This window comes from Nocardia sp. NPDC127526 (assembly GCF_042672265.1).
GTDB lineage: Bacteria > Actinomycetota > Actinomycetes > Mycobacteriales > Mycobacteriaceae > Nocardia.
This window is the reverse complement of sequence record NZ_JBHXVO010000009.1, coordinates 204,808-231,213: the sequence shown is the minus strand read 5'-3', so window position 1 is coordinate 231,213 and position 26,406 is coordinate 204,808. Positions and strand designations below refer to the sequence as shown.

General features: G+C 67.5%; 24 protein-coding genes. 11 read left to right on the top strand and 13 right to left on the bottom strand.

Features of this window, described 5'->3' with window-relative positions; translation table 11 throughout:
- Positions 1-3,518 (top strand): multifunctional oxoglutarate decarboxylase/oxoglutarate dehydrogenase thiamine pyrophosphate-binding subunit/dihydrolipoyllysine-residue succinyltransferase subunit (locus tag ACFVIV_RS18805; RefSeq protein ID WP_379197854.1); only part of this gene is annotated, 3,518 nt, incomplete at its 5' end.
- Positions 3,519-3,600: 82 nt separating this feature from the next.
- On the opposite strand, the gene ACFVIV_RS18800 is transcribed toward ACFVIV_RS18805, so the two are convergent.
- Positions 3,601-3,735 carry a hypothetical protein gene (locus ACFVIV_RS18800; RefSeq protein WP_379197852.1) on the bottom strand — a complete coding sequence of 45 codons (135 nt, stop codon included), beginning with the start codon at positions 3,733-3,735 and terminating at the stop codon, positions 3,601-3,603.
- A gap of 208 nt (positions 3,736-3,943) precedes the next feature.
- Between ACFVIV_RS18800 and ACFVIV_RS18795 the strand changes: the two genes are divergently transcribed.
- Both ACFVIV_RS18795 and ACFVIV_RS18790 read left to right on the top strand, forming a co-directional pair.
- The gene (locus ACFVIV_RS18795) at positions 3,944-4,552 is read left to right on the top strand and encodes a PadR family transcriptional regulator (protein WP_379197850.1); all 609 of its coding nucleotides are present in this window, start codon (positions 3,944-3,946) and stop codon (positions 4,550-4,552) included.
- An 11-nt stretch (positions 4,553-4,563) separates the two neighbouring features.
- Positions 4,564-6,039 (top strand): DHA2 family efflux MFS transporter permease subunit, encoded by a 1,476-nt coding sequence (locus tag ACFVIV_RS18790; protein ID WP_379197848.1) that lies wholly within the window; start codon positions 4,564-4,566, stop codon positions 6,037-6,039.
- Between the two features lie 6 nt (positions 6,040-6,045).
- Here the strand turns inward: ACFVIV_RS18790 and ACFVIV_RS18785 are convergent, their stop codons facing one another.
- The 3 genes from ACFVIV_RS18785 to ACFVIV_RS18775 all read right to left on the bottom strand — a co-directional run bounded on the left by ACFVIV_RS18785 (position 6,046) and on the right by ACFVIV_RS18775 (position 9,225).
- A complete protein-coding gene (locus ACFVIV_RS18785; protein WP_379197846.1) occupies positions 6,046-6,666 on the bottom strand; it encodes a Uma2 family endonuclease in 621 nt (206 codons plus the stop codon).
- A gap of 174 nt (positions 6,667-6,840) precedes the next feature.
- Complete coding sequence (locus tag ACFVIV_RS18780; RefSeq protein WP_379197844.1) at positions 6,841-8,487, bottom strand: molybdopterin-dependent oxidoreductase; 1,647 nt, start codon at positions 8,485-8,487, stop codon at positions 6,841-6,843.
- 174 nt (positions 8,488-8,661) lie between these two features.
- Positions 8,662-9,225, bottom strand: a complete 564-nt coding sequence (locus ACFVIV_RS18775; RefSeq protein WP_379197842.1) for a CGNR zinc finger domain-containing protein — start codon at positions 9,223-9,225, stop codon at positions 8,662-8,664.
- Between the two features lie 88 nt (positions 9,226-9,313).
- Here ACFVIV_RS18775 and ACFVIV_RS18770 point away from each other — a divergent pair, with 88 nt between their 5' ends.
- Both ACFVIV_RS18770 and ACFVIV_RS18765 read left to right on the top strand, forming a co-directional pair.
- Positions 9,314-10,186: an alpha/beta fold hydrolase gene (locus ACFVIV_RS18770; RefSeq protein ID WP_379197840.1), complete on the top strand. Its 873-nt coding sequence runs from the start codon at positions 9,314-9,316 to the stop codon at positions 10,184-10,186.
- Between the two features lie 80 nt (positions 10,187-10,266).
- Positions 10,267-11,208, top strand: coding sequence for an alpha/beta fold hydrolase (locus tag ACFVIV_RS18765; RefSeq protein ID WP_379197838.1), 942 nt, complete (start codon positions 10,267-10,269; stop codon positions 11,206-11,208).
- A gap of 6 nt (positions 11,209-11,214) precedes the next feature.
- Here ACFVIV_RS18765 and ACFVIV_RS18760 read toward each other — a convergent pair whose 3' ends face one another.
- From ACFVIV_RS18760 to ACFVIV_RS18740, 5 genes are all read right to left on the bottom strand, one after another.
- On the bottom strand, positions 11,215-11,634 hold the full coding sequence (locus ACFVIV_RS18760; protein WP_379197836.1) for a VOC family protein: 420 nt from the start codon (positions 11,632-11,634) through the stop codon (positions 11,215-11,217).
- 93 nt (positions 11,635-11,727) lie between these two features.
- A complete protein-coding gene (locus ACFVIV_RS18755; protein WP_379197834.1) occupies positions 11,728-13,518 on the bottom strand; it encodes an AMP-dependent synthetase/ligase in 1,791 nt (596 codons plus the stop codon).
- A 195-nt stretch (positions 13,519-13,713) separates the two neighbouring features.
- The gene (locus ACFVIV_RS18750; protein ID WP_379197832.1) at positions 13,714-14,628 is read right to left on the bottom strand and encodes an alpha/beta hydrolase; all 915 of its coding nucleotides are present in this window, start codon (positions 14,626-14,628) and stop codon (positions 13,714-13,716) included.
- Between the two features lie 11 nt (positions 14,629-14,639).
- Positions 14,640-15,470: an SDR family NAD(P)-dependent oxidoreductase gene (locus ACFVIV_RS18745; protein WP_379197830.1), complete on the bottom strand. Its 831-nt coding sequence runs from the start codon at positions 15,468-15,470 to the stop codon at positions 14,640-14,642.
- Between the two features lie 47 nt (positions 15,471-15,517).
- Positions 15,518-17,017, bottom strand: coding sequence for a flavin-containing monooxygenase (locus ACFVIV_RS18740; RefSeq protein WP_379197828.1), 1,500 nt, complete (start codon positions 17,015-17,017; stop codon positions 15,518-15,520).
- 68 nt (positions 17,018-17,085) lie between these two features.
- On the opposite strand from ACFVIV_RS18740, the gene ACFVIV_RS18735 reads away from it, so the two are divergent.
- Positions 17,086-17,727: a TetR/AcrR family transcriptional regulator gene (locus ACFVIV_RS18735; RefSeq protein ID WP_379197826.1), complete on the top strand. Its 642-nt coding sequence runs from the start codon at positions 17,086-17,088 to the stop codon at positions 17,725-17,727.
- 466 nt (positions 17,728-18,193) lie between these two features.
- Here ACFVIV_RS18735 and ACFVIV_RS18730 read toward each other — a convergent pair whose 3' ends face one another.
- Together ACFVIV_RS18730 and ACFVIV_RS18725 are read right to left on the bottom strand one after the other, a co-directional pair.
- Positions 18,194-18,922: a Crp/Fnr family transcriptional regulator gene (locus ACFVIV_RS18730; protein WP_379197824.1), complete on the bottom strand. Its 729-nt coding sequence runs from the start codon at positions 18,920-18,922 to the stop codon at positions 18,194-18,196.
- Between the two features lie 59 nt (positions 18,923-18,981).
- On the bottom strand, positions 18,982-19,938 hold the full coding sequence (locus ACFVIV_RS18725) for a glycine betaine ABC transporter substrate-binding protein (RefSeq protein ID WP_379197822.1): 957 nt from the start codon (positions 19,936-19,938) through the stop codon (positions 18,982-18,984).
- A gap of 236 nt (positions 19,939-20,174) precedes the next feature.
- On the opposite strand from ACFVIV_RS18725, the gene ACFVIV_RS18720 reads away from it, so the two are divergent.
- From ACFVIV_RS18720 to ACFVIV_RS18700, 5 genes are all read left to right on the top strand, one after another.
- Positions 20,175-21,068, top strand: a complete 894-nt coding sequence (locus ACFVIV_RS18720; RefSeq protein ID WP_379197884.1) for an ABC transporter substrate-binding protein — start codon at positions 20,175-20,177, stop codon at positions 21,066-21,068.
- A gap of 10 nt (positions 21,069-21,078) precedes the next feature.
- Positions 21,079-22,251 (top strand): ABC transporter ATP-binding protein, encoded by a 1,173-nt coding sequence (locus tag ACFVIV_RS18715; protein WP_379197820.1) that lies wholly within the window; start codon positions 21,079-21,081, stop codon positions 22,249-22,251.
- A gap of 13 nt (positions 22,252-22,264) precedes the next feature.
- Positions 22,265-22,975: an ABC transporter permease gene (locus ACFVIV_RS18710; RefSeq protein WP_379197818.1), complete on the top strand. Its 711-nt coding sequence runs from the start codon at positions 22,265-22,267 to the stop codon at positions 22,973-22,975.
- Entirely contained in the window at positions 22,972-23,652 is a 681-nt protein-coding gene (locus tag ACFVIV_RS18705) for an ABC transporter permease (protein WP_379197816.1), read from the top strand. Before ACFVIV_RS18710 ends, ACFVIV_RS18705 begins: the two co-directional genes overlap by 4 nt.
- 73 nt (positions 23,653-23,725) lie before the next feature.
- Positions 23,726-24,148 (top strand): CBS domain-containing protein, encoded by a 423-nt coding sequence (locus ACFVIV_RS18700; RefSeq protein WP_379197882.1) that lies wholly within the window; start codon positions 23,726-23,728, stop codon positions 24,146-24,148.
- Between the two features lie 21 nt (positions 24,149-24,169).
- On the opposite strand, the gene ACFVIV_RS18695 is transcribed toward ACFVIV_RS18700, so the two are convergent.
- Together ACFVIV_RS18695 and ACFVIV_RS18690 are read right to left on the bottom strand one after the other, a co-directional pair.
- Positions 24,170-24,781: a hypothetical protein gene (locus ACFVIV_RS18695; protein ID WP_379197814.1), complete on the bottom strand. Its 612-nt coding sequence runs from the start codon at positions 24,779-24,781 to the stop codon at positions 24,170-24,172.
- A gap of 224 nt (positions 24,782-25,005) precedes the next feature.
- The gene (locus tag ACFVIV_RS18690; RefSeq protein WP_379197813.1) at positions 25,006-26,223 is read right to left on the bottom strand and encodes an NADP-dependent malic enzyme; all 1,218 of its coding nucleotides are present in this window, start codon (positions 26,221-26,223) and stop codon (positions 25,006-25,008) included.
- Between the last annotated feature and the right edge of the window lie 183 nt (positions 26,224-26,406).

The following is a 26,406-nucleotide window of genomic DNA, read 5'->3' as shown; positions in this document are numbered from 1 at the left end:
CCGCAGCCGCCGCGCCCGCACCCGCCCCGGCTCCGGCGCCCGCGCAGGTGCGCGCTCCGCAGACGACTCCGGCCCCGACCTCCAATGCCGCGCCGACCTCCGGTGGCCCCAAGCCCACCGCCGAGGACGAGACCAAGGTGCTACGCGGCCCGGCCGCCGCCGTCGTGAAGAACATGTCGGCGTCGCTGGCCATCCCGACCGCCACCTCGGTCCGCGCCATCCCGGCCAAGCTGATGATCGACAACCGTCTGGTCATCAACAACCACCTCGCGCGCACCCGCGGCGGCAAGATCTCCTTCACCCACCTGCTGGGTTACGCCATCGTGCAGGCGATCAAGTCGTTCCCGAACATGAACCGGCACTTCGCCGAGGTCGACGGCAAGCCGAACGCGGTCACCCCCGCGCACACCAACCTCGGCCTGGCCATCGACCTGCCCGGCAAGGACGGCAACCGTTCGCTGGTGGTCGCGGCCATCAAGAACTGCGAGACCATGAATTTCGCGCAGTTCCACAATGCGTACGAGGACATCGTGCGCCGCGCGCGCGACGGCAAGCTGACCGCCGACGACTTCGCCGGCGTCACCATCTCGCTGACCAACCCGGGCACCATCGGCACCAACCACTCGGTGCCGCGCCTCATGCAGGGTCAGGGCGCCATCATCGGCGCGGGCGCCATGGAGTACCCGGCCGAGTTCCAGGGCATGAGCGATGAGCAGCTCGCCGAGATCGGCATCGGCAAGCTCATGACGCTGACCTCGACCTACGACCACCGCATCATCCAGGGCGCGGAGTCCGGCGACTTCCTGCGCACCATCCACAAGCTGCTGATCTCCGACGAGCTCTACGACGAGATCTTCCACGGCATGGGTGTCCCCTACGAGCCGGTGCGCTGGCGCAAGGACATCAAGGAACGCGGCATCGACAAGAGCGTCCGCGTGCAGGAGCTCATCGCCGCCTACCGCAACCGCGGTCACCTCATGGCCGACACCGACCCGCTGCGGCTGGTGAAGGACAAGTTCCGCTCACATCCCGACCTCGATGTCACCCAGCACGGCCTGACCCTGTGGGACCTGGACCGCGAGTTCAATGTCGCGGGCTTCCACGGCCAGGAGCGCATGAAGCTGCGCGATGTGCTGTCCATCCTGCGCGATGCCTACTGTCGCCACGTGGGCGTGGAGTACACCCACATCCTCGATCCCGAGCAGCTGCAGTGGATTCAGGACCGGGTCGAGCAGAAGCACGAGAAGCCGACCGTCGCCGAGCAGAAGTACATCATGTCCCGGCTCAATGCGGCCGAGGCGTTCGAGACCTTCCTGGCGACCAAGTACGTGGGCCAGAAGCGCTTCTCGCTGGAAGGCGCCGAGGCCGTCATCCCGATGATGGACGGCGTCATCGACCAGTGCGCCGAGCACGCCCTCGACGAAGTCGTCATCGGCATGCCGCACCGCGGCCGCCTGAACGTGCTGGCCAATATCGTGGGCAAGCCCTACTCGAAGATCTTCACCGAGTTCGAGGGCAATATGAACCCGGCCGCCACGCACGGCTCCGGTGACGTGAAGTACCACCTGGGCGCGCAGGGCACCTACATCCAGATGTTCGGCGACAACGACATTCAGGTGTCGCTGACCGCCAACCCCTCGCACCTCGAGGCCGTCGACCCGGTGCTGGAGGGTCTGGTCCGCGCCAAGCAGGACCTGCTCACCAAGGAAGACCTGGTCACCAAGGGCGAAGAGGCGCGCACCTTCTCGGTCGTGCCGCTCATGCTGCACGGTGACGCGGCCTTCGCCGGCCAGGGTGTGGTCGCCGAAACCCTGAACCTGTCCGGTCTGCGCGGCTACCGCACCGGCGGCACCGTGCACATCGTGGTGAACAACCAGATCGGCTTCACCACCGCGCCGGAGTACTCGCGCTCCACCGAATACTCCACGGATATCGCGAAGTTCATCGGCGCGCCGATCTTCCACGTGAACGGCGACGATCCGGAAGCCTGCGTGTGGGTGGCCAAGCTGGCCGTCGACTTCCGGCAGAAGTTCCAGAAGGACGTCGTCATCGACCTCATCTGCTACCGCCGCCGCGGGCACAACGAGGGCGACGACCCGTCGATGACGCAGCCGGAGATGTACGACGTCATCGACACCAAGCGCTCGGTGCGCAAGTCCTACACCGAGAGCCTGATCGGTCGTGGCGACATCTCCCTGAAGGAAGCCGAAGACGCCCTGCGCGACTACCAGGGGCAGCTGGAGCGGATCTTCAATGAGGTGCGCGAGCTGGAGAAGTACCCGCCGGAGCCGTCGGAGTCGGTGGAGGACGAGCAGCAGATGCCGTCCACGCTGGTCACCGCCGTGGACAAGACCGTGCTGCAGCGCATCGGCGACGCATTCGTGAACTCCCCCGAGGGCTTCACGGTGCATCCGCGCGTCAAGCCGGTCATGGAGCGCCGTCGCGAGATGGCCTACGAGGGCAAGATCGACTGGGCCATGGCCGAGTTGCTGGCCTTCGGCACCCTGATCGACGAGGGCCGCGCGGTGCGCCTGACCGGTCAGGACTCCCGCCGCGGCACCTTCACCCAGCGGCACGCGGTCATCATCGACCGCAAGACCGGTGGCGAGTACACCCCGCTGCACAACATCGGCTCCGCCAACCCGGGCTGGTTCGCGGTGCACGATTCGGCGCTGTCGGAGTACGCGGCCGTCGGCTTCGAATACGGCTACTCGCTGGGCAATCCGGATGCGCTCGTGCTGTGGGAGGCGCAGTTCGGCGACTTCGTCAATGGCGCGCAGACCATCATCGACGAGTTCATCTCCTCCGGTGAGGCCAAGTGGGGTCAGCTCTCCGAGGTCGTGCTGCTGCTGCCGCACGGTCACGAGGGTCAGGGCCCGGACCACACCTCCGGTCGTATCGAGCGGTTCCTGCAGCTGTGCGCCGAGGGCTCGATGACCGTGGCGGTGCCGTCCACGCCGTCGAACTACTTCCACCTGCTGCGCCGCCACGCCCTGGACGGCATCCGCCGCCCGCTCGTGGTCTTCACCCCGAAGTCCATGCTGCGCAACAAGGCCGCCGTCTCCGATGTCGAGGACTTCACGGACAACAAGTTCCGCACCGTCCTGGAGGAGCCGACCTACGAGTCGGGCGACGGCGATCGCGCGAAGGTCAAGCGCGTGCTGCTCACCTCCGGCAAGCTCTACTACGAGCTGGTCGCCGAGAAGAACAAGAACAACCGCGACGACGTGGCCATCGTCCGCGTCGAGCAGCTGTACCCGATTCCGAAGTTCCGCCTGAACGAGGCGCTCGAGGGCTACACCAATGCCACCGACCTCGTCTGGATCCAGGAAGAACCGGCCAACCAGGGCGCCTGGCCCTTCTTCGGTCTCAACCTCCCGGAGATCCTCCCGGCCCGCTTCGGCAAGCTGCGCCGCATCTCGCGTCGCGCCATGTCGGCCCCGTCCTCGGGTTCGTCCAAGGTGCACGCCGTCGAGCAGCAGGAGATCGTCGAGGAAGCCTTCGCCCCCACGGTCTAGGTTTCCCGCGTAACAGCGCGAACGACACAGCCCGCCGAGTCATTCGACTCGGCGGGCTGTTCTCGTTGCGGCGGAACGCCGGTCAGGGCTGGGCGTCCTGCGCGTCGCCCTGCTCCTTGGCGGAGTCGGCCGGGCTCTGGATGTTCCAGGCGGCCATCATGGCGGCCACGCCTTCGGCGGCGGTGACTTCCTGAGCCTGCTGTTCCTGGTCCGACATATCGGGTACCTCTTTCTGTCACTTCCCTTGCGAAAGGTGATGCTACCGGTCGGTTTTCGGGACAGCGGGGTGAGAAGTGCGCTGCGACAAGGGGTTTCACGATCGAGTGAGGCGACTCACAGTCCAGCGAGCGGGGGTTGCCGGGGCCTATTCCACAGTCGTATATTCCACGTGGAATATTTGGCACGGAGGATCTTGGAGGTCAGCGGTGGGCGAGAAGCCGGCGGGGGCGGGGCTGACGCCGTTGTCGATCGCGGTGCTCGCGCTGCTCGAGGAGCGGCCGATGCATCCGTACGAGATGTATCAGCTGCTCATGACGCGGCATGAGGACGAACTGGTGAAGGTCAAGCCCGGATCGCTCTATCACGGCGTGGCCCGGCTGGCCGAGGGCGGCCTGGTGGTGGCGGAGGGCACGGACCGGGCCGGAAATCGGCCCGAGCGCACCACCTATCGCATTACCGAGGCGGGGCGCGCGGCGCTGCGCGAGCGCATCACGAGCATCCTCAGGCAGCCCGTGAAGGAATACCCCATCTTTCCCGTCGGGCTCGCCGAGGCGCACAACCTACCGGCCGACGAGGTCATCACGCTGCTGAGCGAGCGGATCACCTGGCTCGAAGGCCGGCGTACCGAAATCGAGGCCATGCGCGACCACGCCGCCAAACGCGATGTGCCGCGCCGATTCTGGATAGTCCTCGATTACCTGCAATCCCGGATCAGCACCGAGGCCGAGTGGTTGCGCGGGTTCATCGCCGAACTGGAGAGCGGCGCGACGCCCTGGGATCCCAACGACCCGGCCCCGGCCACCCGACCGAGATAGGAACCAATTCCATGTCCACTCAACGCAATCCATGGCTCGCGCTGTACGCGCTGGTCGTCGGGTTCTTCATGATCCTGCTCGACATGACCATCGTCGCGGTGGCCAATCCGGCGATCATGCGGGATCTGCACGCCGATATCAACAGCGTCATCTGGGTGACCAGCGCCTACCTGCTCACCTATGCGGTGCCGCTGCTGGTGACCGGGCGGCTCGGAGATCGATTCGGGCCCAAGAACATCTACCTCATCGGCCTGGCCGTGTTCACCCTCGCGTCACTGTGGTGCGCGGAATCCAACAGCATCAACATGCTCATCGCGGCGCGCGCCGTGCAGGGCCTGGGTGCGGCGCTCATGACGCCGCAGACCATGGCCGTCATCACCCGTACCTTCCCGCCGGACAAGCGCGGCGCGGCCATGGGCCTGTGGGGCGGCGTGGCCGGCCTGGCCACCCTGGTCGGCCCGATCCTGGGCGGCTTCCTGGTGGACAGCCACGGCTGGGAGTGGATCTTCTATGTGAACGTGCCGGTCGGCATTATCGCCTTCGCGCTCGCGGTCTGGCTGGTGCCGGCGCTGCCCACGAATGAGCACAAGTTCGATCTGGTCGGCGTGGCGCTCAGCGGCATTGGCCTGTTTCTCCTGGTCTTCGGCATTCAGGAAGGCAATAACCGGGACTGGGACGGCGTCATCTGGGCGCTGATCATCGGCGGCCTGGTGGTGCTGGCGCTGTTCGTGGTCAACCAGTCCCGCAACACCGGTGAACCGCTGGTGCCGCTGGGCTTGTTCAAGGATCGCAACTTCGCACTGTCCAATCTGGCCATCGCGGCCATGGGCGCGGCGGTGACGGCCATCTTCGTGCCCGCCTACTTCTACCTGCAGGCGGTCCGGGATCTGACCCCGACCAAGTCAGCGCTGGTCTTCGCGCCCATGGCCATACTGACCGGCGTGTTCGCACCGCTCATCGGCAAGCTCTCGGATCGCATGCCGCCGCGCGTGATTCCGACCATCGGCTTCGCGGCCTTCGCGGCGACCGTGTTCGGCTTCGCGGCGCTCATGACACCGGATTCGCCGCTCGCCGCCTTCCTCGCCATCGGCGGCGTCGCCGGCATCGCCAATGCCTGCATCTGGGCGCCGCTGGCCACCACCGCGACGCACAATCTGCCGGTGCAGCAGGCCGGTGCGGGCGCGGGCATCTACAACACCACCCGCCAGGTCGGCTCGGTGCTCGGCTCGGCCGCGGTGGCCGCGCTCATGTCGTCCAGGTTCGCGGCGCAGGGGCTGGCGAGCGGTCCCATCGGCGAGGGCGGCGCGGGTGCGGCGGCAATGCCCGAGCAGATTCTCGACAAGGTCAGCACCGCGCTGAGTCAGTCCATGTATCTGCCGGCGGCGATCCTGCTGGTCGGCGTGGCGGCGGCCGCGCTGTTCATCGGCCATCCCGAGGGCGACCGCAAGCAGCCGCCCGCACCCGCCAGGGCGGATATCGCGAACTGATCCGGGTCAGTAGACGAGCCCGAACAACCTCGTCCAGTCGATGCGGATCTCGATCGGCATGTCCACGACGGTCTCCCCCGCGATGTGCACGAGCCGCCGGTGCGGGCGGTAGTGGCCGAGCACCAGCACATGGGTCTGAATGGCGCTGACCCGGTCGCGATCCATGTACACCAGCCAGTACCAGGGGATTCCGGCCAGTGCGTACTCGGCCTGCTTGTCGGCGGTGTCGACGCGTTCGGTCACCGGCGACACCACTTCGATCGCGATCTTGACCCGGGCGGCGGACAGCAGCCCGGAGTCATTGGGCGAGCAGGAGAACAGCGCGATATCCGGGCGCCGCACCGTGATTCGCGGTAGCTCCCACAGCAGCACGTCTTGATCGAGACCGACGTACAGCCAGCCATCGTTGTAGCGGCTCATATGTTTTTCTGCGGCGGCCTCCAGCATGGACGCAATGCGCGTGGCCGCATTGCGATGTGGCTGTGCGGGCGCTTCGGCTCGCACCACATCGCCGTTCACCACTTCGACCAGCCGACAGAAGTCGCGGGGCAACTTCTTCCAGACATCGAGCGTGATCGGTTCGGGCTGCAGGTTTTCTGCCCGCGCCCATTCGAGTACTCCAGACACGCGCGCTGTTCCGCCTCTCCGCGACTTTGGCGCACGGCATGGGTGCCGTAGATCGTTGGGCACGCGTGCCGGCGGTTGATTGCCAAAACCATTCTGGATGTACCCGGCGAGTTACCCGGGCCTCACGAAATCAGGTGTCACCTTGACATAAACATACCGGGTGCCGGGCACGATTCAGCCGATTCGCACGGTGATCGACGGGTAGCCGGTTGCCCCGTCCGGCACCACATCCCGGCGTTGGTCGGTCTGCACCGCCCCGGTGCCGTCGGTGGCGCGGGCCCAGATGGTGTGCTGGCCGGAGGTGGCGTCCCAGTCGTAGACCCACTGCCGCCAGGAGTCGATGGTCGGTTCGGCGGCGAGGCGGGCGGGCTGCCATTCGCCGTCGTCGATGCGCACCTCCACCGCGCTGATGCCGCGATGCTGGGCCCAGGCGACCCCGGCAATGGTGATGCGGCCGGGCTCGAGGCGGCTGCGCGCGCCGGGCGTGTCGATGCGGGACGCGGTCTTGATCGGGCCGCGTTCCGACCAGCCGCGTTTGGTCCAATACGCTTCGGCGCGATCGAATCTGGTGATCTCCAGTTCGGTCACCCATTTGGTGGCGGAGACGTAGCCGTAGAGGCCGGGCACCACCAGCCGGGCCGGATAGCCGTGCGCGACCGGGAGCGGTTCGCCGTTCATGCCGACCGCGAGCATGGCGTCGCGGCCGTCGGTCATGACCGCGAGCGGGCTGCCCGCCGTCCAGCCGTCGATGCTGCGGGAGAGCACCATATCGGCGTCGGGATGCGGTCCGGCCTCGGCGAGCAGTTCATCGAGCCGGTAGCCCAGCCATTTCGCATTGCCGACCAGATCCCCGCCGATCGGATTGGAGACGCAGGCCAGGGTGACCAGCCGTTCGATGGGAGTGCGCGCGGCGAGATCGGCATAGGTGAGCGTGATTTCGCGATCCACCATGCCGTGAATCCGCAGCGACCAGTTCTCCTTGCTGACCTGCGGGACCGTCAGCGCGGTATCGATCCGGTAGAAATCCGAATTCGGCGTGACATAGGAGGCCAGCCCCGGAATCCGCAGATCCGCCGCGGGATCCACGCCCGTCATCGGCCCGGACGGCGACGGCAGCTGCACCCCGGCCCGCTCACCCGACACATCCCGGGACCGCAATCCGAACAACCGCCCGGCGAGTCCGGCGCCGACGCCCGCGGCCGCGGCAATGGCAATGGCGCGCATGACCTGCCGCCGCTCCAGCTCCACATCCGACGACGTAGTCGACTGCACCCCAGCGACTTCCGCATCGCCACCAGCGATTCTCGCGTCGCCCCCTGCGACTTTCGCGTCATCCGCGGCGACTTTCGCCGCACCCGCGGCGCCGTCCCGGGATTCGGCGGCAACGTCCTCATAGGCGGCGATGCGCCGAGTGAACATGCGCAGCACCGCGATTCCCGCCCAGACGCCGAGCACCGACGGTATGGCCCACGTCCACGCGGCGGGCGGACGAGTGAGGGCGGCGAGCACCGACAGGATCCCGAAGGCGACGAACAGCGCCGACCCGATCGGCCGCCGCACCCGTTCCAGCAGCCCCGCCAGCGCCGCGACGCCCACGGCCACCGCGCCCATCGAAACGAACAGCACCAGTTTGTCATTGGTGCCGAAGAGGTCGATCGCCCACTCCCGCACCCCATCCGGGGTGTTGTCCACGACCCAGTCGCCCACCGCCTGCAAGGGCGTACTGTCCGGGCTGATCAGCACGGACACTAGTTCGGCGACGCCGAGGATCACCCCGGCGGCCACTATTCCACTCGCTATCCGCAGCCCGCGACCGGTCATGAACGCGACCCTACTGCCGGATTCGCCGGATACACCCGAGCAAAGGTGTGACAGAACGGTGACGAACCACGCCCACCCGACCCAGCGGCGGCGAACCCACACCCACCAGCCCCTGAGCCATGGCGCCTGCACGCGCGGACCCGCGCTGGTTCGGTGCGCGTGCGTCGCGTGCCGCTAGGCGGTGCCGGATTTGTGGCGCTGGTAATAGCGGGCCACGCGTGCGCGGTTGCCGCAGCGGTCGGGCGAGCACCACTGGCGGCGAGGGTGGGCGGGAAGGAAGAGCATGACGCAGTCGTCGGCGGCGCAGCGCTTCAGCTTGGTGAGGGCCGGGTCGATCAGGAGGTCGACGGCGGCTTCGGCGAGGGCCGCGGATAGTCGCACACCAGCGGGACCAACCCTCGTCGACGTGGCGACGAATGTTGTTTCGTCCCAATTCAGTACCCGGATGGCGGGGGCGGCCGACTGGGCCGCCGCCAGCCCGTCGACAGCGGCGTCAGGTGGGCGGCGGTCCTGCAGGAGGGCGGCGAGGGCGGCGGCGGTGTGGTCGCGGACCGCGTGGACGGCGGCGAGATCAACATGATCGAGTACGTCCGGCATCGGCTCGGTCAGGCGGTCGGATTGCCGCCTCACCCAGGCGGCCAGCTGTTCGGGAGTTGCGAGCAGGTCGGCACCGACCGGCCGTGTGTTGACCAGATCCAGGGCCAGCGGTTCACCGATCAGCGGTTCGAGAGCGCTCACGCCACTAATGCTAACTCACCGGCTTGACACATTAGAAGCGGCCGAGCTAGAAACTAATGCAACATCTCCGCAAGAAAGCATGTGAGTCATGAGCGAGCTCCCCCTCGTCCGGCACCGAAGCGTCGACGTCGAAGGCGTCGAGGTCTTCTACCGCGAATCCGTTCCCACCCGCCCCGACGCACCGATCCTGTTGCTACTGCACGGTTTCCCCTCCGGCTCACACCAGTTCCGCCGTCTCATCGACACCCTGGGCGACCACTACCGCCTCATCGCCCCCGACTACCCCGGCTTCGGAAACACCGTCGCCCCAGCCGATTTCGCCTACTCCTTCGACCGCCTGGCCGACATCACCGAGGGCTTCGTCCACCAGCTCGGCCTGACCCGATTCGCCCTCTACGTCTTCGACTTCGGCGCCCCCGTCGGCTTCCGCCTGGCCACCCGCCACCCGGAGTGGATCACCGGCCTCATCGTCCAGAACGGCAATGCCTACGAATCCGGACTCTCCGACGGCGCAAAGGATTTCATCGCCTTGCGCCCCGATCAGGACGGCGCGGAGGACAGCATCCGCGGCCTGCTCACCCTCGAGGGCACCCGCGGCCAATACGAACACGGCGTCGCCGACCCGTCCCTGCTCTCCCCCGACAGCTGGACCCTGGACCAGCACTACCTCGATCTCCCCGGCCGCAAGGAAGCCCAGGTAGCCCTCGCCTTCGACTACCACTCGAACGTCGCCCGCTACCCCGAATGGCAGTCCTGGCTCCGCGAACACCGCCCGCCCACCCTCATCACCTGGGGCGCCGACGACCCCTTCTTCCCCGCCCCCGGCGCACACGCCTACCTGGCCGACGTCCCCGACGCCGACCTCCATCTCTTCGACACCGGCCATTTCGCACTGGAAACCCACCTGCGCGAAATCGCCGGTCTCATCGCCGATTTCCTGGACCGCCTGCCCGCGCGGTGACGCCGCTCACCCACCGTCACGTTCGGGCGGGCCGCCTCGTCCTCCAGGTGTAAGGCCATTACCCCGGAGCGGAGTGCACGATGCAATACACAACCTGGTTCCGGCGGCTCGCGATCGCGCTGACCGCCACGCTGTCCGTGCTGTCGGCAGTCGCGATCCCGCTCGCCTACGCGTGGGAACCACCGGAGTCGGACTATCGCTCGCAGTACCTGTCGCGGGTCGAATCCCGTTATGCCGATACCGATCTCGCCCGATTCCACTACACCGTCACCGGCAGCGGGTCCCCCGTGGTCCTGGTCGCGGGCGGCGCGTTGTGGGGCTACTCCTGGCGTGACGTGATTCCCGAGCTGGCGCAACGGCACACCGTCTACGCGGTCGATCTGCCCAGCCAGGGATACACCGAGCTGCACCGCCGCGATTTCGCCTACGATCTGCCGGCGATGTCGGAGGCGATCGGCGCCTTCCTCGATGCCGTCGAACTCCCGCGCGTCGCGCTGGTCGGCCACTCCTGGGGCGGTGCGTGGAGTCTGTACTTCGCCGAGCGGCACCCGGACCGGGTCGAGCGGCTGGCATTGCTCGACTCGCCGGGTCTGGACGCGGAAAAGGCTCCGGTCACACCGCTTTTCACGACACCGGTACTCGGTGAGCTGGCCACGAAGCTGACCGACCGCTCCTTCTACGCCGAGAGTATCCGCGGCACCTTCGTCCACCAGGAACTCGTCACCGACGAGATGATCGACGAGGGCTATGCGCCGTTCTCCCGCCCGGAGAACCGGGACGGATTCCTGGCGCTGTGGCGCAATCTGGATTTCGGGCTCACCGATGCCGGATTGGCGCGGGTCGGCGCGCCCACCCTGGTCTTGTGGGGCGGACAGGACAGCTGGCTGCCGTCCTCGCAGGCGGAGCGGCTGGCCGCCCGCATTCCCGATGCGACCGCACGGGTGTTGCCGGGCTGCGGTCACACGGTGCACGAGGACTGCCCGGCGGCCGCCATTCCCGTGCTCGCCGGGTTCCTCGGTTGAGACGGGCTAGGAGGCCGGGGTGTAACCGACCATCCACGGCACCGAGAACTTGTCGGTGAGCATGCCGAAGCCCTCGGCCCATTCGGTTTTGCCGAAGGGGAGGGAGACTTCGCCGCCCGCCGACAGTTCGGTGAAGACGCGTTCGGCTTCCTCGCGGTCGTCCATATCGACCGAGACGGCGTAGGCCGGGTTGGCGGTGTCGACCGTCTGGCCGGGCGGGCAATCGGAGCCCATCAGCAGGTGGGAGGTGCCGCGCAGCGGGAGGGCTACGTGGGCGACCAGGTTCTTGGCTTCCTCCGGAAGGCGTGCGCCGTCGCCCATCTCGCCGAAGCGGGTGAGCTGCGGTTCACCACCGAAAACGTTCTGGTAGAAGGTGAATGCCTCCTCGGCGTTGCCGTTGAAGAACAGGTAGGGGTTCAGGTTCACGGTGCCTCCTCGCTCGACGGGATTTCCGGGAAACGGCGGCGGCCGCCGCCCCCGTAATGGGGACGACGGCCGCTGCCGGGATTCATCGGTGAATCAGCCGTAGATCGCGTCCACATCCGCGGCGTACTGCTTCATCACGACATTGCGCTTGAGCGACATCTTCGGGGTGAGCTCGCCGCCCTCCTGGGTCCAGTCGACCGGGAGGATGCGGATCTTCTTGATGGCCTCGGCGTGCGAGACCAGCTTGTTGGTATTGGCCACCGCCTCGTTGATCTCGGCCACCAGCGCCGGATTCTCGATCAGGTGCGCCATGGTGGTGTCGGCGGAGATGCCGTTGCGCTCCTTCCAGCCCGGCAGCGCCTCCTGATCCAGGGTGATGAGCGCGCCGATGAAGGGCTGGCCGTCGCCGACCACCATGACCTGGCTGATCAGCGGGTGCTGGCGCAGGGAGTCCTCGAGCATGGCCGGGGAGACGTTCTTGCCGCCGGCGGTGACGATGATTTCCTTCTTGCGGCCGACGATGGAGATGAAGCCGTTCTCGTCGATGGCGCCCAGGTCGCCGGTCTTGAACCAGCCGTCCGCGAAGGCGTCGGCGGAGGCCTCCGGGTTGTTCCAGTAACCGCCGAACACGACCGGGCCCTTGATGAGCAGCTCGCCGTCCTCGGCGACCTTGGCGGCGTGCCCCGGCAGCGGGCGGCCCACCGAGCCGACCTTGATGTGCTGGGGGGTGTTCACGCTGACGGCCGCGGTGGACTCGGTCAGGCCGTAGCCCTCGTAGATGGTGACGCCGGCGCCGCGGAAGTAGTGGCCCAGGCGCGCGCCCAGCGGACCGCCGCCGGAGACCGCGGACAGGCAGCGGCCGCCCATGGCCTCGCGCAGCTTGCTGTACACCAGCTTGTCGAACAGGCTGTGCTGCAACTTCAGCACCAGACCGGGCTTGCCGTCCTGCAGCGCCCGGCTGTACTGAATGGCGACCTCGGCGGCATAGTCGAAGATCTTGCCCTTGCCGCCGTCGTGCGCCTTCTGCTTGGCGCCATTGAAGACCTTCTCGAACACGCGCGGCACCGAGAGGATGAAATCCGGCTTGTACTGGCCGAACTGCTCCACCAGCGTGGTCCAGTCGGAGGTGTGCGCGACGGTGACGCCGGCGTCGAAGGCGGCCAGCGCGACGGCCCGCGCGAACACGTGGGCCAGCGGCAGGAACAGCAGCGACTTGCGGCCCGGCCGCAGGAATTCGCTCATGGCCGCGCGGTCGGCGGCGGATTCGGCGTACAGGTTGGCGTGCGAGAGCATGACGCCCTTCGGCCGCCCGGTGGTGCCGGAGGTGTAGATCAGGGTGGCCGGGGAAGCCGCCTGCACCTGGGCGCGGCGCTCGTGCACCACGGCATCGTCGAGATCGGCGCCGCGCGCGACGAGATCGGCGATGGCGCTCTTGTCGAGTTGCAGCACCTCCTTCATCTCGCTCAGCCCGCCTTCGATTTCGGCGATGGTGGCGCGATGCTTGTCGTTCTCGACCACGGTGAGCTTGGTGGCGGAGTCGGACAGGATCCACCGGCACTGCTCGGCCGAGGAGCTGTCGAAGATGGCGACGGTGCAACCGCCGGCGGCCCAGATGGCGAAGTCGAGGACGACCCAGTCGTAGCTGGTGGCGGCCATGATGGCGACGCGATCACCGAGTTCGACACCGGAGGCGACGAGCCCCTTGGCCACGCTGGTCACGGTCTTCGCGAACTCCGCCGCGGTGACATCGTTCCAGCCGCCGTTGCCGTCCGGAGTATTGAAAACCACCAGGTTCGGCGTCTTCTCCGCATGCCGGAATGCTCCGTCCGACATATTGGCGCTTTCCGGGATGGTGTAAGAAGCCGGGACTTCGAACTCTCGCATCGTTGCCCTTCCACAGTGCGTTACTGGCAAGTAATGTACGCCACGTTCAACGGCCGCGTCGGACCGACCGCACAGTCTTGTCCCGGCGCGCGGTACCGGGCCGTCGCGGCGAATACGGCACCCATCCTACGGAGAATGAGCCGTCTACTGACCGGTTCCCACGCAGGTCGCGGGCACCGGCCGGGGTATTTCCGGCTATCCGGCCGAGCGGGTCGGCGCGGGCCGCAGCGCGCGGCGCAGGAAGCCGCCGAGCTCGGTGGTGATGGCGGCGGCGGGGGCCACCAGACCGGCCTGGAGCTGGGCGACGTGCCAGAGCCCCTCGGTTTCGGTGAACCGGGTGTCCACACCCGACTCGCGCAATTTCGCCACCAGCCGGGTGCACTGGTCGTACAGCAGCTCGTCCACATCGGCGTGCACATAGGTCGGCGGCAGGCCGTGCAGATCGCCGAGCAGCGGCGCGTAGCCGGTGTCGCGGCCGTCGCCGCCACCCAGGTAGGCGGCGGCGCAGGCGCGCGACCACGGCTTGTTGATCACCAGATCCCGTGCCCGGTCCGGGATTTCGTTCGGATCGGCCCACGGGGCGATGAGCCCCAGCGCGGCCGGGACGAAACCGTGCTTATCCCGCAGCCGCAGGGCCAGCGCCAGCGACAGCCCGCCGCCGGCCGAATCACCGGCGATGGCAATGCGTTCGGGACGGTAGCCGAAGGCGATCAGCTCCAGGAACGCCGCCTCGGCATCGTCCAGGGCGGCCGGGAACGGATGCTCGGGCGCCAGGCGATAGTCCAGAACCTGCACCGGGCAACCGGTTTCGCGCGCCAGGAAGGCCGTCAGCGGGCGATGGCTGGCCGGGGATCCGACGGTGTAACCGCCGCCGTGCAGGTACAGCACGGTGGCGATATCGGAGCTCGGGCCCACCGTCACCCGTTCGGCCGGGCGGCCGCCGAGCCGGACCCGCTCCACGTGGGTGCCGCGCGGCGCACCCTGCAGCGGGGCGCCCGCGTTCATGAGCGCCCGCTGCACCGCGAAGGGCAGGCGGGCGTTGAGGATGACGCGGAAGATCGGATGGAAGACCGCGCGGGCCACGGGGAGCGGGAGCGACAAGTCGGGCATGACCGGATTCCTTACGGCAGGACGCGCTTTTGCACGATGGCGGCAATGCGCTGATAGTACGAGCCGGTGCCGCGCACGAACAGGTCGAGAAGCTTTGCCTCCCAGCCGATCAGCACACGACCGTGGCCGCGGGCGACGCCCTCGGTAATGGTCTGCGCGGCCATCTCCGGGGTGTGCATGGCCAGCTTCGCGTCGAACAGCGCGGCCAGGTTCTTCTGATCGAGCCCCTCGGCGACGGTGGCATTGCGGGCCACCGCGGTCTTGATGCCGCCGGGATGCACGCAGGTCACCTTGACCTTGTGGCCGGACATGAGCATTTCCTGGCGCAGCGCCTCGGTGAAGCCGCGCACCGCGAATTTGGCCGCGTTGTAGGCGCTCTGGCCGGGGACGGCAATGAGGCCGAACAGGCTGGAGATGTTCACCACGTGGCCCGCGCCGGATTCGACCAGGTGCGGCAGGAAGGCCTTGGTGCCGTTGACGACTCCGTAGAAGTCGACGTCCATGATCCGGTCGATGTCCTTGAAGGACGTGGAGATCACGTCGCCGTGGTGGGCGATGCCGGCATTGTTGTAGATCTGGTGGACCGTGCCGAAGTGCTTCTTCACCTCGTCGGCGTAGACCAGCACGGCCTCGCGCTCGGCCACATTGAGCCGATCGGACTTGATCTGCACGCCGTACTTCTCGCAGCGGCGGACGGTTTCGGCGAGGCCCTCGGTGTCGATGTCCGACAGCGCGAGCTTGGCGCCGCGACGGGCCAGGTTCTCCGCCAGGGCGCGGCCGATGCCGGAGCCGGCGCCGGTGATCACGCAGACCTTGTCCTTGAAGTAAGCATCGTTGCTCACGGATTCACTACTTTCGTCCGGTGGGGGTTGTTTGCTGACCGCTCGGCCTATTTGCTGACCGCGTAGGCGGACACATCGAATTTCTCGAGCAGACTGCGGAAACGGAAGGTGAAATCCGGCCACAGTGTGGTGTTGTTGCCGTGCTTGTCGAGATACCAGGAGGCGCAGCCGCCCGTGCTCCACACCGAACCGACCAGCTTCTGCTGCAGTCCGGCATTGAACTCGTCCTGCACATCCTTGCGCACCTCGACGGTCCGCAGCCCGAGGCCGTCGATCTGCGCCACCGCGTCGGCAATGTAGTTGATCTGCGATTCGATCATGTACACCATCGAGGTGTGTCCCAGGCCGACATTCGGGCCCAGCAGGAAGAACATATTCGGGTAATTGTGGATCGCCGAGCCCTTGTAGCCCTGCTGCCCGCCCTCGTCGAAAACCTCTGCGAGCGTGCGGCCGTCGCGCCCGGCAATGGTCTCGAACACCGGTGAGTCGGTGACGTGGAAGCCGGTGGCCACCACGATGGCGTCCACCACGCGCTCGGTGCCGTCGGTGGTGACGATGGAGTTGGCGTTGATCTCCTTGATGCCGTCGGTGACCAGGTCGACATTGTCGCGCGAGAGCGCCGGGTAGTAGTCGTTGGAGATCAGCATGCGCTTGCAGCCGATGCGGAAGTCCGGGGTCGCCTTGGCGCGCAGTTCCGGATCCCGGATCTCGGCGAAAAGCTTTGCGCGCGCGACGGCCTCGAGGGTCAGCATGGCGGGCGGGAACTTGGCCAGGCCCACCACCTGGGTCTCGCGCACGGCGTAGATGGCGGCGCGCGAGAGCGCCTGGAATCCCGGAATGTGCTTGAACGCCAGCTTTTCCGGCAGCGTGTAGGGCCGGTCCGCGCGCGGCAGCAGCCAGGGCGCGGTGCGCTGGTAGACGTCCAGGTGCGCGACCTGCTTCGCGATATTCGGCACGATCTGAATGGCCGAGGCGCCGGTGCCGATCACCGCGACCCGCTTGCCGGTCAGGTCGGCGTCGTGATCCCAGCGCGCGGAGTGGAAGATCTCGCCCTCGAAGCTGTTGATGCCCTTGATATCCGGCAGGTTCGGCTCGCACAGCGCGCCCACGGCGGAGATCAGGATGTCGGCGGTGAACGGACCCTGCGAGGTCTGGATGTCCCAGCGCGAGGTCTCGGAGTTCCACTGTGCGCCGGTCATATCGCAGCCGAAGACGTGGCGGTCGCGCACGCCGTATTTGTCGGCGACGCCCTGGATGTAGCGCTGGATCTCCGGCTGCTTGGAGAACGAGCGCGACCAGTCCGGATTGAGTGCGAAGGAGTACGAGTACAGCTGCGAGGGCACATCGCAGGCCGCACCCGGGTAGGTGTTGTCGCGCCAGGTGCCGCCGACATCATGGCCGCGCTCGAGCACCAGGTAGTCGTCACGACCCTGCTGGCTCAGCCGGATCGCCATGCCCAGGCCCGAGAACCCGCTGCCGACGATGATGATGCGGGAATGCCGGACAGGCCGGTTGCCGACAGCTTTGTCTGTAACCTTGCGACTCATGTACCCGAGCGTAAGGTCTTATTGAGCCCGAGTCAACAGTATTGACTCATGTTCAGTAAGCTGAACCCGTGACCAAGGAACGCACCGTGACCAGACCGGAGACCGGAGCCAAACGCGTGCGCCTCAGCCCCGACGAGCGGCGCAGCCAGCTGATCGCCCTCGGTGCCCGCATGCTGCGCGAACGCGCGCTCGAGGATATCTCGGTCGGCGAGATCGCCGAACAGGCAGGCATCTCCCGCGGCCTGCTCTTCCACTACTTCCCCACCAAACAGGACTTCCACCTCGCGATCGTCCAGCACGCCAATGCCCAGCTGCTGGAACGCACCACCCCCAATCGCGATCTCGCCCTCCCCGACATGCTCCGCGACGCCATCCAGCGCTACGTGGACTACGTCTCGGAGAACCGCACCTCGTATCTGGCCCTGCTGCGCGGCCCGGCCTCCGCCAGCCCCGACCTGGTCGCCATGGTCGACGCCCATCGCCAGGCCCAGGTCGACCGCATCCTCACCGAATCCCCCATCCCCGCCGCCGACGCCGACCGCCCCCGCCTCGCCCTGGCGGTGCGCGGCTGGATCGCCTTCGTCGAAGAGACCACCCTCACCTGGCTGCGCTCCGAACCCATCACCCGCGCGGAACTGATCGATATGCTCGTCGACTCCCTCCCCGCCCTGGCCCTGAACCAGACACTATCCGCAGCCCTGCGCGACTGACCGGCGCCGAACTGTCCAGCGGCCACTCCCCCGTGACGGCCGCCGCGATCAGCGCCGCCGCCAGCGGGCTGTGCGTATCGGCCAGACTCCGGTACAACCGATCGGCCTCCGCGCCCCCGGCCATCGATTCGTTTTCCGACATGAACCCCTCCTGAAGTAATAACTGGGCAACAACCTCGGGAACTTCCAGCAATAAACTGAGAAGTCCCTGAAAATCCAAAAACCAGGCGGACTTTCACACGATTCGGAAGTTGTCCCCGGACCTTCCACGGTAAGCGAACTTTCGGCCTGCCCGGTCCGGTCCGGTATCAATCCGAGACATTGCCGATTGAAATTCGTTGCGCCACGCCCTCCCGCCGCCGAGATATGGGTGAACCTCGAGAGTGACACGGTGAAAGCACAAGAGCGCCTGAAAAATCCGGTCCGGCAGGGGTGAAATTTCGCGCGCAAGGCCGGACTCCGGCCCTCAGACCAGGCCGCCGAACTCGCGCAATCCGTCGAGGTCGAGCACCACCAGGTGCCCGTTGTGCAGGCAGGCCAGCTCCGCCTTCCGCATGGTCGTCATGGCGCGGCCGATGGCATCCACCCGGGAGCCGATGAGATTTCCGAGTTCCTTGTAAGAAAGTCGCACGGTGACTTCCCGCGCCGCGATTTCCGGATCACCGGGCGCGCGCACGAGCGTGATTGCCCGGCCGTGGGATTCGGCGAACTCCACCAGCAGCCGCGCCAGCCGCACATGGACCGGGCATTCCCCGAAGTCCAGGCGGCGCTGATCGGACCAGGCGAGGCGGTCGGCGATGGTGCGGCACAGCACCTGCCAACCATCGGCGTGCGCGTCCAGGAATGCCAGGAATACCTCACCCGGAATGCAGTGGGCGATGGCGGCGGTGCAGACGGTGGCGGTGGCGGACCGCGCCGATCCCGGATCCAGGGCGCCCAGTTCACCGATCACATCGCCGCTGACCCGGATGGCGAGCAGCTGCTCATCGGCATTGGAGATCTTCACACAGGCCGAGGCCGTCTGGTCGCGCGAACGCAGCAGGTAGACGCTCGTCGCGTCGGCGCCGTGGCGCACCAGCGTCCGGCCCGGGGCGTAGTACTGCTGGGCGCCGAGTTTGAGCAGGTCCCGCCGGGATTCCGGGCACAGCCGAGCCAGGAAGGTGCCCTCCGGCCACGGCCAGTCCTCCAGGCTCACGATCCGCCCCCGTGTCGCCGATGGTGCCAAGGGTACGCGTGAATTTTGTTGGGGCGCAGTTACAGAGCGTGGGCGTCGAGCCAGTTGCGGGCCAGGCCGGCCGGATCGACATTGTTGTCGCGGACCTGGCGGATCATGTCCGCCAGTTCGGTGGTGGTGAGTTCGCCCGCCACGTAGTTGAGCTTGCGGAGTTGCTGGTCGGTCAGGGCGGCCTTGCGCAGCAGGGGGAGCACATTGGCGGCGCGGAAGGCGTAGTCCGGATCCGCGAGAGGGGTCACGGCGAGGCCGCCCTCGGGGAGGTAGGCCGGCGGACCGGACAGGACCGCCAGCTGAACTTCACCGGTGGACAGGGCGTTTCGCAGGTCCGCAGCGGTGGAATACGTGCGCGGGGCCGGGAGAGCGCAGTTGTAGACGGTGCGCAGCGGGGCGAGCACGTCACGCTCGGGATCGAGGGGGGCGTGCAGCGGTTCGAGCGCCGGGCCGGTGGCGATGCCGACGGTGAGTTCGGCGCAGCGGGGTGCGAGGTCCTGCAGTGAGGACGGGAATTGCGCTGCGGCGGATTCCGGGACCACGACCGCGGGGCGCAGGTCCGTGCCGTCGGCGGGATCGGAGACGATCAGCCCTTCGGGGAGCGCGCGGTTCAGGGCGGTGATCACGTCGTCGGGTTTGCGGGCCGTGGCCGTCGAGTCGAGGGCGGTGAGCAGGTCGCCGCTCACCTCGGGCAGGACGCTCACGGTGTCGGAGTCCAGGGCGGAGAGATAACCGCGCTGTTCTATCCCGGATCTGGTGGCGGTGTGCGCGCCGGTGCGCGACAGTGCGCCCGCGTAGATTTCGGCGAGAACCCGCGATTGCGCGGAATCGCCGGCGCCGATGGTGAGCACCGGGCCGGGATCGTCATCGCCGCAGGCGACGGCCAGCGCCGCCACCGCGCCGGCCAGCGCGAAACGCGCCAGCGCCCGGCGCGCCCGCCGGGCATTGCGATCAGGCTGCGCGAAAGAGTCTGTTCTGCCGAACACCCGCCATAGTCTGCCGTCTCACACCGCCGAAACGCGAAACCGACCCACAGTAGGCCCCGGGCGCGGCGCACAACGGGCAGTATGAACACTCAGGTTCGCCACGGAGGTACCGGCGGGCCGCACGCATCCCGCTCGGAAGGACGACAGTGCACACGCTCACCACGCGCGCCGATGGCAGGCGCACCACCCGGACCGTGCTCCGTATTCTCGCCGCCGCGGTGGCGCTGGCCGCGGCCATGGCGTCCTCGGCCTGTGGCGGCGACTCCGATCCGCTCTCCGGCGGGGGCAGCTGCTCCACCGACGCCAATCAGATCACCGTCGGCTCGGCCAACTTCCCGGAATCGGAGACGGTGGCCAATATCTATGCGGAAGCGCTGCGCGCCAATGGCTTCCAGGTCGACACCAAGCTCAATATCGGCAGCCGCGAGGCATACGTGCCCGCACTGCGCGAGTGCGCCATCAGCCTGATCCCGGACTACACCGGCAATCTGCTGCAGTACCTGGACAAGAACGCCACCGCCACCTCCGCCGCGGATGTCGACAAGGCGCTCGCGACCGCGGTCGGCGAGCAGCTCGGCATCGGCACCCCGGCCCCGGGCGAGGACTCCGACGCGGTGGTGGTCACCCGCGCCACCGCCGATCGCTGGAATCTGAAGACCATCGGCGATCTGGCCGCGCATTCGGCCGAGGTGAAGTTCGCCGCGCCCGCCGAATTCCAGGAGCGCCCGGTCGGCTTGCCCGGCCTGAAGAAGAACTACAACCTCGACATCTCGGCGAGCAACTTCGTGCCGATCGCCGACGGCGGCGGCCCGGCCACCGTGCGCGCCCTGGTCGACGGACAGGTCACCGCCGCCAATATCTTCACCACCTCCCAGGCCATCGCCGAGAACAACCTCGTCGTGCTGGAGGATCCGAAGAACAACTTCCCGGCGCAGAACGTGGTGCCGCTGTTCAATACCGCCAAGAAGAGCGACAAGCTGGTGGCGGTGCTCAATGCCGTCTCGGCGAAACTCAGCACCGCAGAACTGATCTCGCTCAATACCGCGGTGTCGGGATCGGCCAAGACCGAGCCCGCGGCCGCCGCGAAGACCTGGGTGGCGGCGCAGGGACTCGACAAGCCGGTCGGATAGGAGGGTCCGCGTGTCCGATATCGAGTTCAGCGGCGTCACCAAGACCTATCCGGACGGCACCACCGCGGTGCAGCATCTCGATCTGCGCATCGAGTCCGGATCGTTCACGGTATTCGTCGGTCCCTCCGGCTGCGGTAAGACCACGTCCATGCGGATGATCAACCGCATGATCACCCCCAGCTCGGGGACGATCACCGTTGCCGGACGGGACATCTCGGCGACCGATCCGGTGCAGCTGCGACTCGGTATCGGCTACGTCATCCAGAGCGCCGGGCTGCTGCCGCACCGCACGGTCGTCGACAATGTCGCGACCGTGCCCATGCTGCAGGGCAAGCGGCGCGGCGAGGCGCGGCGGGCCGCGCTGGAGGTGCTCGACCGGGTCGGCCTGGATCGCGGTCTGGCGCAACGCTATCCGGCGCAGCTGTCCGGCGGCCAGCAGCAGCGCGTCGGCGTGGCGCGGGCGTTGGCCGCCGACCCGCCCATCCTGCTCATGGACGAGCCGTTCAGCGCCGTCGACCCGGTGGTGCGCGCCGAATTGCAGACCGAAATGCTGCGGCTGCAAGCGGAATTGCGCAAGACCATCGTCTTCGTCACCCACGATATCGACGAGGCCGTCACCCTCGGCGACCGCATCGCCGTCTTCGGACCGGGCGGGCGGCTGCAGCAGTACGACCGCCCGCAATACGTTCTCGCCCAGCCCGCCAGCGATTTCGTGGCCGAATTCGTCGGGCGCGATCGTGGCTACCGGGCGCTGTCGTTCCGCAGCGCCGAGGGTGTGCGACTGCACGACATCCGCACCGCCACCGTCGACGAAATCCGAGCGCTGCGACTGGAACTCGGCGAATGGGTGCTCGCGGTGGATGAACGCCGGCATCCACTGGGCTGGGTCGACGTGACCGGCGTGGAGGGCTTCCGCGCCGGAAAACCGCTGCACGACTGCATGTCCGCGGGCGGATCGCTGTTCCCGCCCGGCGGAGATCTACGCCTGGCCCTCGACGCCGCCGTCTCCTCGCCCTCCGGAATCGGTGTGGCCGTGGATGATTCCGGCGCTGTCATCGGCGGCGTATTGGCCGGCGATGTGCTCGAGCAGCTGGCGCGCCAGCGCGGCGAGGAGGACAGCGAACGCAATCGCGACTTCTTCGAGAACGGCTTCTCCGACGGCCTTTCCGAGGAGTCCCGCTGATGCCGGGGTCGCGATGAACTACCTGATCGACAACTTCGGTGAGATCGCCGGCTTCACGCGCACCCATCTGGGCCTCGCGCTGGCGCCGCTGCTGATCGGCCTGCTGATCGCCATACCCCTTGGCGCACTGGTGCATCGGGTGCCGTGGCTGCGCCGGGTGACCGTCACCGCCGCCGGCATCGCCTACACGATTCCCTCGCTGGCGCTGTTCGTCATCATCCCGCCGCTGGTCGGCATCTCCACCATCGATCCGCTCAATGTGGTCATCGCGCTGACCATCTACTCGGTGGCGCTGCTGGTGGTGGCGGTGCCCGCGGCCCTGGATTCGGTGCCCGCCACCGTTCTCGACGCGGCCGACGCCATCGGCTACACCCGCCTGCGCCGCACGCTGACCGTCGACTTCCCGCTCGCCCTACCGGTTTTCCTGGCCAACCTGCGGGTCGTGGCGGTCACCAATATCTCCATGGTCACCGTCGGCGCGCTCATCGGCGTGGGCGGGCTGGGCAAGCTGTTCACCCAGGGCTATCAGCGCGACTATCCGGACGAGATCGTCGCCGGCATCATTGTCGTCCTGGCGCTGGCGCTGGTCATCGACCGCGCCCTGTTCCTGATCGGCCGCTGGGCCACCCCGTGGGTGCGCACCACCAAGAAGCGCGGCGGCATGCAATTGCTGCGCACCGCGGTCGATCCGTCCATGGATCCGGGGAAAGGCGCGGGCGCATGAACCTTTTCATCGACGCCTGGGATTTCCTGAGCTCCGGCGCGAATTGGTCCGGTCCCACCGGCATCGGCGCCCGCCTGGGCGAACACCTCTGGTACAGCTTCCTCACCGTCGCCGGATCGGTGCTGCTCGCGGTCCCGCTGGGGCTGCTCATCGGCCACACCCGCCGCGGCTCGGCGCTCATTGTCGGCTTCGCCAATGCCATGCGCGCCCTGCCCACCCTGGGCCTGCTCACCTTCCTGGTGCTGCTCATGGGCCTGGGCCTCATCCCGCCGCTGCTGGCGCTGCTCACCGTCGGCATTCCGCCGCTGCTGGCGGGCGCGTACGCGGGCATCGCCAATGTGGATCCGGATGTGGTCGACGCCTCCCGGGCCATGGGCATGCGCGAATACCAGGTGCTGCTGCGGGTGGAGCTGCCCAATGCCCTGCCCATTCTGCTGACCGGCCTGCGCGCGGCCACCCTGCAGGTCGTGGCCACCGCGACCATTGCCGCCTACGTCAATCTGGGTGGGCTGGGCCGCTATATCTTCGACGGCATCGGCCTCTACAAATACGACCGCGTCCTGGTCGGGGCCATTCTGGTGGCCGTGCTCGCGCTGGCCCTGGACGGCCTGCTCGCGTTCGCGGTGTGGCTGAGCGTGCCCGGCACCGGCCGCCTGCGGTTTGACCTTCGGGTGTGATCGGGGTCACGATGTGGGGTGGCCCGAAGAAGTGCTGGATCACCCACCGAATCAGGAGGCTGTTGTGAAAGCTATGAAGGCTCGCGACATCATGCACCGCACCGCGGAATGCATTCCCGCGGACGAAACCCTGGACCGGGCGGCGCAAATGATGCGCAATATGGATGTCGGCGCCCTGCCGATCTGCAATAACGACCGCTTGATCGGCATGCTCACCGACCGTGACATCGTGGTCCGCTGCATTGCCGAGGGCCACGACCCCAGCCGGGTCCGCGCGGGCGATCTGGCACAGGGCACCCCGCGCTGGGTCGACGTGGACACCTCGGTCACCGACGTCCTCGACATCATGGAGCAGAATCAGATCAAGCGGCTGCCGGTCATCGACGTCAAGGGCGGCAAGCAGCTGGTCGGCATGATCTGCGAATCCGATCTCGCCAAGAATGTCACCGACGCCCAGCTGGCCGAATTCGTCTCGGCCGTCTCGGTTCCGCACTGATCCCCATCCGATGCGACGGGGTCAGTTCCGGTCGATGGTGAGCCGGCTGGCCCCGCCCCCGATCTCGATGTCGTAGCGGTCCGCGGCCGTCGTGTAATCCGGCGACTCCAGCCGCGTCTCCCCGCCCAGCGCCCCGAACTTCTGATCGTCGAGGCGGAACCGGCTCGCGCCGCCGCGCACCACGGCCAGTACGCCCACGTCCCGGGGCCGGGTGATCCCCACCTTGCTGACTCCCGCCCCGAACCGCACCGGCACCGTGCCCTGCGGGCGGCCCAGCAGCAGATCGACATTGCTGGCCCCGCCATTGACATTGATCTCGGTGACGCGCAGCGGCCGCAGATCGGCGGTCATGCTGCTGACGCCGTGACCGATCTCGATCCGCCACGGTATGGCCGGATTCAAGGCGATGTCCGCCGCGCGCTTCCGCCAGGGGAAGAGCTGAAAACCCTTGTAATCGATCGCGATCGCATTGCCCGTGGCCGCGACCACCGGCGGCGGACCGTCGAAACGCGCTCGGAACAGCCCCGATAGATTCGCATCGGCGAGCACCGCCAAATGCACGACTCCCCGCCCGAATCGCAGTACGCCCGTGGCCGTGCCGGCCAACGGTGCCGAGTAATCGGTTTCGCGCATGGAGCTGCCTCCTGATCGTCGCTGAATACCGCTCGGACCTCGCGGCCTCAACGTAACCCAGACTCCGCGATGCCCGGCGCATTCCCGGACCACGTGTTCCCCGAATGCAATTCGACTCCATCCCCACCTACAGTTCGGCCCCTTGCAGGAACTTCACCGCACCCCATCCGCAATTCGGCCCCCTTGCAGGAACTGCAAGGGGGCCGAGATCACTAAGAGTTGGGTCAGGCCACGCCCTCGGCGCGGGCGGCGTTGCCGACGGCCTCGGCGACGGCCGGGGCCACGCGCGGGTCCAGCGGGCTGGGGATGATCTTGTCGGCGGACAGCTCATCGGCGACCACGCCGAAGATGGCCTCGGCCGCGGCGACCTTCATGCCCTCGGTGATCCGGCGGGCGCCCGCATCCAGCGCGCCCTTGAACACACCCGGGAACGCGAGCACATTGTTGATCTGGTTCGGGAAGTCGCTGCGCCCCGTGGCCACGATGGCGGCGTACTTGCTCGCCACCTCGGGGTGGATCTCCGGATCCGGGTTCGACATGGCGAACACGATGGACTCCGGCGCCATGGCGGCGATGAGCTCCTCGGCGATGGTGCCCGCCGACAGACCCAGGAACACATCCGCGCCGGCGAGGGCCTCGGCCGCGCCGCCGGTGATGTCGCGCGGGTTGGTGCGCTGCGCCAGCTCGGCCTTCACCGCATTGAGGTCGGCGCGATCGCGGCTCACGATGCCCTTGGAGTCGAGCACGATGATGTCCGAAACACCGGCCGCCAGCAGGATATTGGTGCACGCCACACCGGCCGCGCCGGCGCCGGACACCACGACCTTCAGGCCGGACATGTCGCGACCCTGCACCGCGGCCGCGCCCTTGAGGGCGGCCAGCACCACAATGGCGGTGCCGTGCTGGTCGTCGTGCATGACCGGGCAGTCCAGGGCCTCGATGACGCGCTTCTCGATCTCGAAGCAGCGCGGCGCGGAGATGTCCTCCAGGTTGACCGCGCCGAAGCTGGGGCGCAGGCGGATGAGCGTCTCGACGATCTCGTCGGGATCGGTGGTGTCGAGCACGATCGGGATGGAGTCCAGGCCGGCGAACTTCTTGAACAGCGCCGCCTTGCCCTCCATCACCGGCAGCGAGGCGCGCGGGCCGATATCGCCCAGGCCCAGCACGGCGGTGCCGTCGGAGACCACCACGACCAGACGCTCGGCCCAGGTGTAGGTCTTGGCGAGGGACTCGTCCTTGTGAATGCCGCGGCAGACCTGCGCCACACCGGGGGTGTAGGCGATGGACAGATCGCGCTGCGTCTCGAGGGGTGCGGTGAGTTCGACCGAGAGCTTGCCGCCGAGGTGGCCCGCGAAAATCTCTTCCGTGGTGATATCGGACAGGTTGGCATTGGACGCGGGGCTGGTCTGGGTGGCGTTCACAGCTTCAGTCACAGGTGACACGATTTCACTCCTGCTCGGTGCGGACTCAACCGTTTGACGGTTACCGTTCGGTAATAGGTAATAGGGTTTCGGTGCTCTTATATCGGCGCGCCGGCCGCCTCATCGCGAGCCCGCCAGTGAAACCTTGCCAGCACATCGTGGCAACAGACACAAAGTATTACGGGATCGCGGAAAGCGTGTCGC

Excerpts from the sequence above, each read along its gene's own strand:
- ACFVIV_RS18800 (WP_379197852.1), bottom strand. The coding sequence starts at position 3,735 with ATGTCGGACCAGGAACAGCAGGCTCAGGAAGTCACCGCCGCCGAAGGC.
- ACFVIV_RS18790 (WP_379197848.1), top strand. The coding sequence starts at position 4,564 with ATGTCCACTCAACGCAATCCATGGCTCGCGCTGTACGCGCTGGTCGTC.
- ACFVIV_RS18780 (WP_379197844.1), bottom strand. The coding sequence starts at position 8,487 with ATGACCGGTCGCGGGCTGCGGATAGCGAGTGGAATAGTGGCCGCCGGG.
- ACFVIV_RS18770 (WP_379197840.1), top strand. The coding sequence starts at position 9,314 with ATGAGCGAGCTCCCCCTCGTCCGGCACCGAAGCGTCGACGTCGAAGGC.
- ACFVIV_RS18765 (WP_379197838.1), top strand. The coding sequence starts at position 10,267 with ATGCAATACACAACCTGGTTCCGGCGGCTCGCGATCGCGCTGACCGCC.
- ACFVIV_RS18755 (WP_379197834.1), bottom strand. The coding sequence starts at position 13,518 with ATGCGAGAGTTCGAAGTCCCGGCTTCTTACACCATCCCGGAAAGCGCC.
- ACFVIV_RS18750 (WP_379197832.1), bottom strand. The coding sequence starts at position 14,628 with ATGCCCGACTTGTCGCTCCCGCTCCCCGTGGCCCGCGCGGTCTTCCAT.
- ACFVIV_RS18740 (WP_379197828.1), bottom strand. The coding sequence starts at position 17,017 with ATGAGTCGCAAGGTTACAGACAAAGCTGTCGGCAACCGGCCTGTCCGG.
- ACFVIV_RS18720 (WP_379197884.1), top strand. The coding sequence starts at position 20,175 with ATGGCGTCCTCGGCCTGTGGCGGCGACTCCGATCCGCTCTCCGGCGGG.
- ACFVIV_RS18710 (WP_379197818.1), top strand. The coding sequence starts at position 22,265 with ATGAACTACCTGATCGACAACTTCGGTGAGATCGCCGGCTTCACGCGC.
- ACFVIV_RS18705 (WP_379197816.1), top strand. The coding sequence starts at position 22,972 with ATGAACCTTTTCATCGACGCCTGGGATTTCCTGAGCTCCGGCGCGAAT.
- ACFVIV_RS18700 (WP_379197882.1), top strand. The coding sequence starts at position 23,726 with ATGAAGGCTCGCGACATCATGCACCGCACCGCGGAATGCATTCCCGCG.
- ACFVIV_RS18695 (WP_379197814.1), bottom strand. The coding sequence starts at position 24,781 with ATGCGCGAAACCGATTACTCGGCACCGTTGGCCGGCACGGCCACGGGC.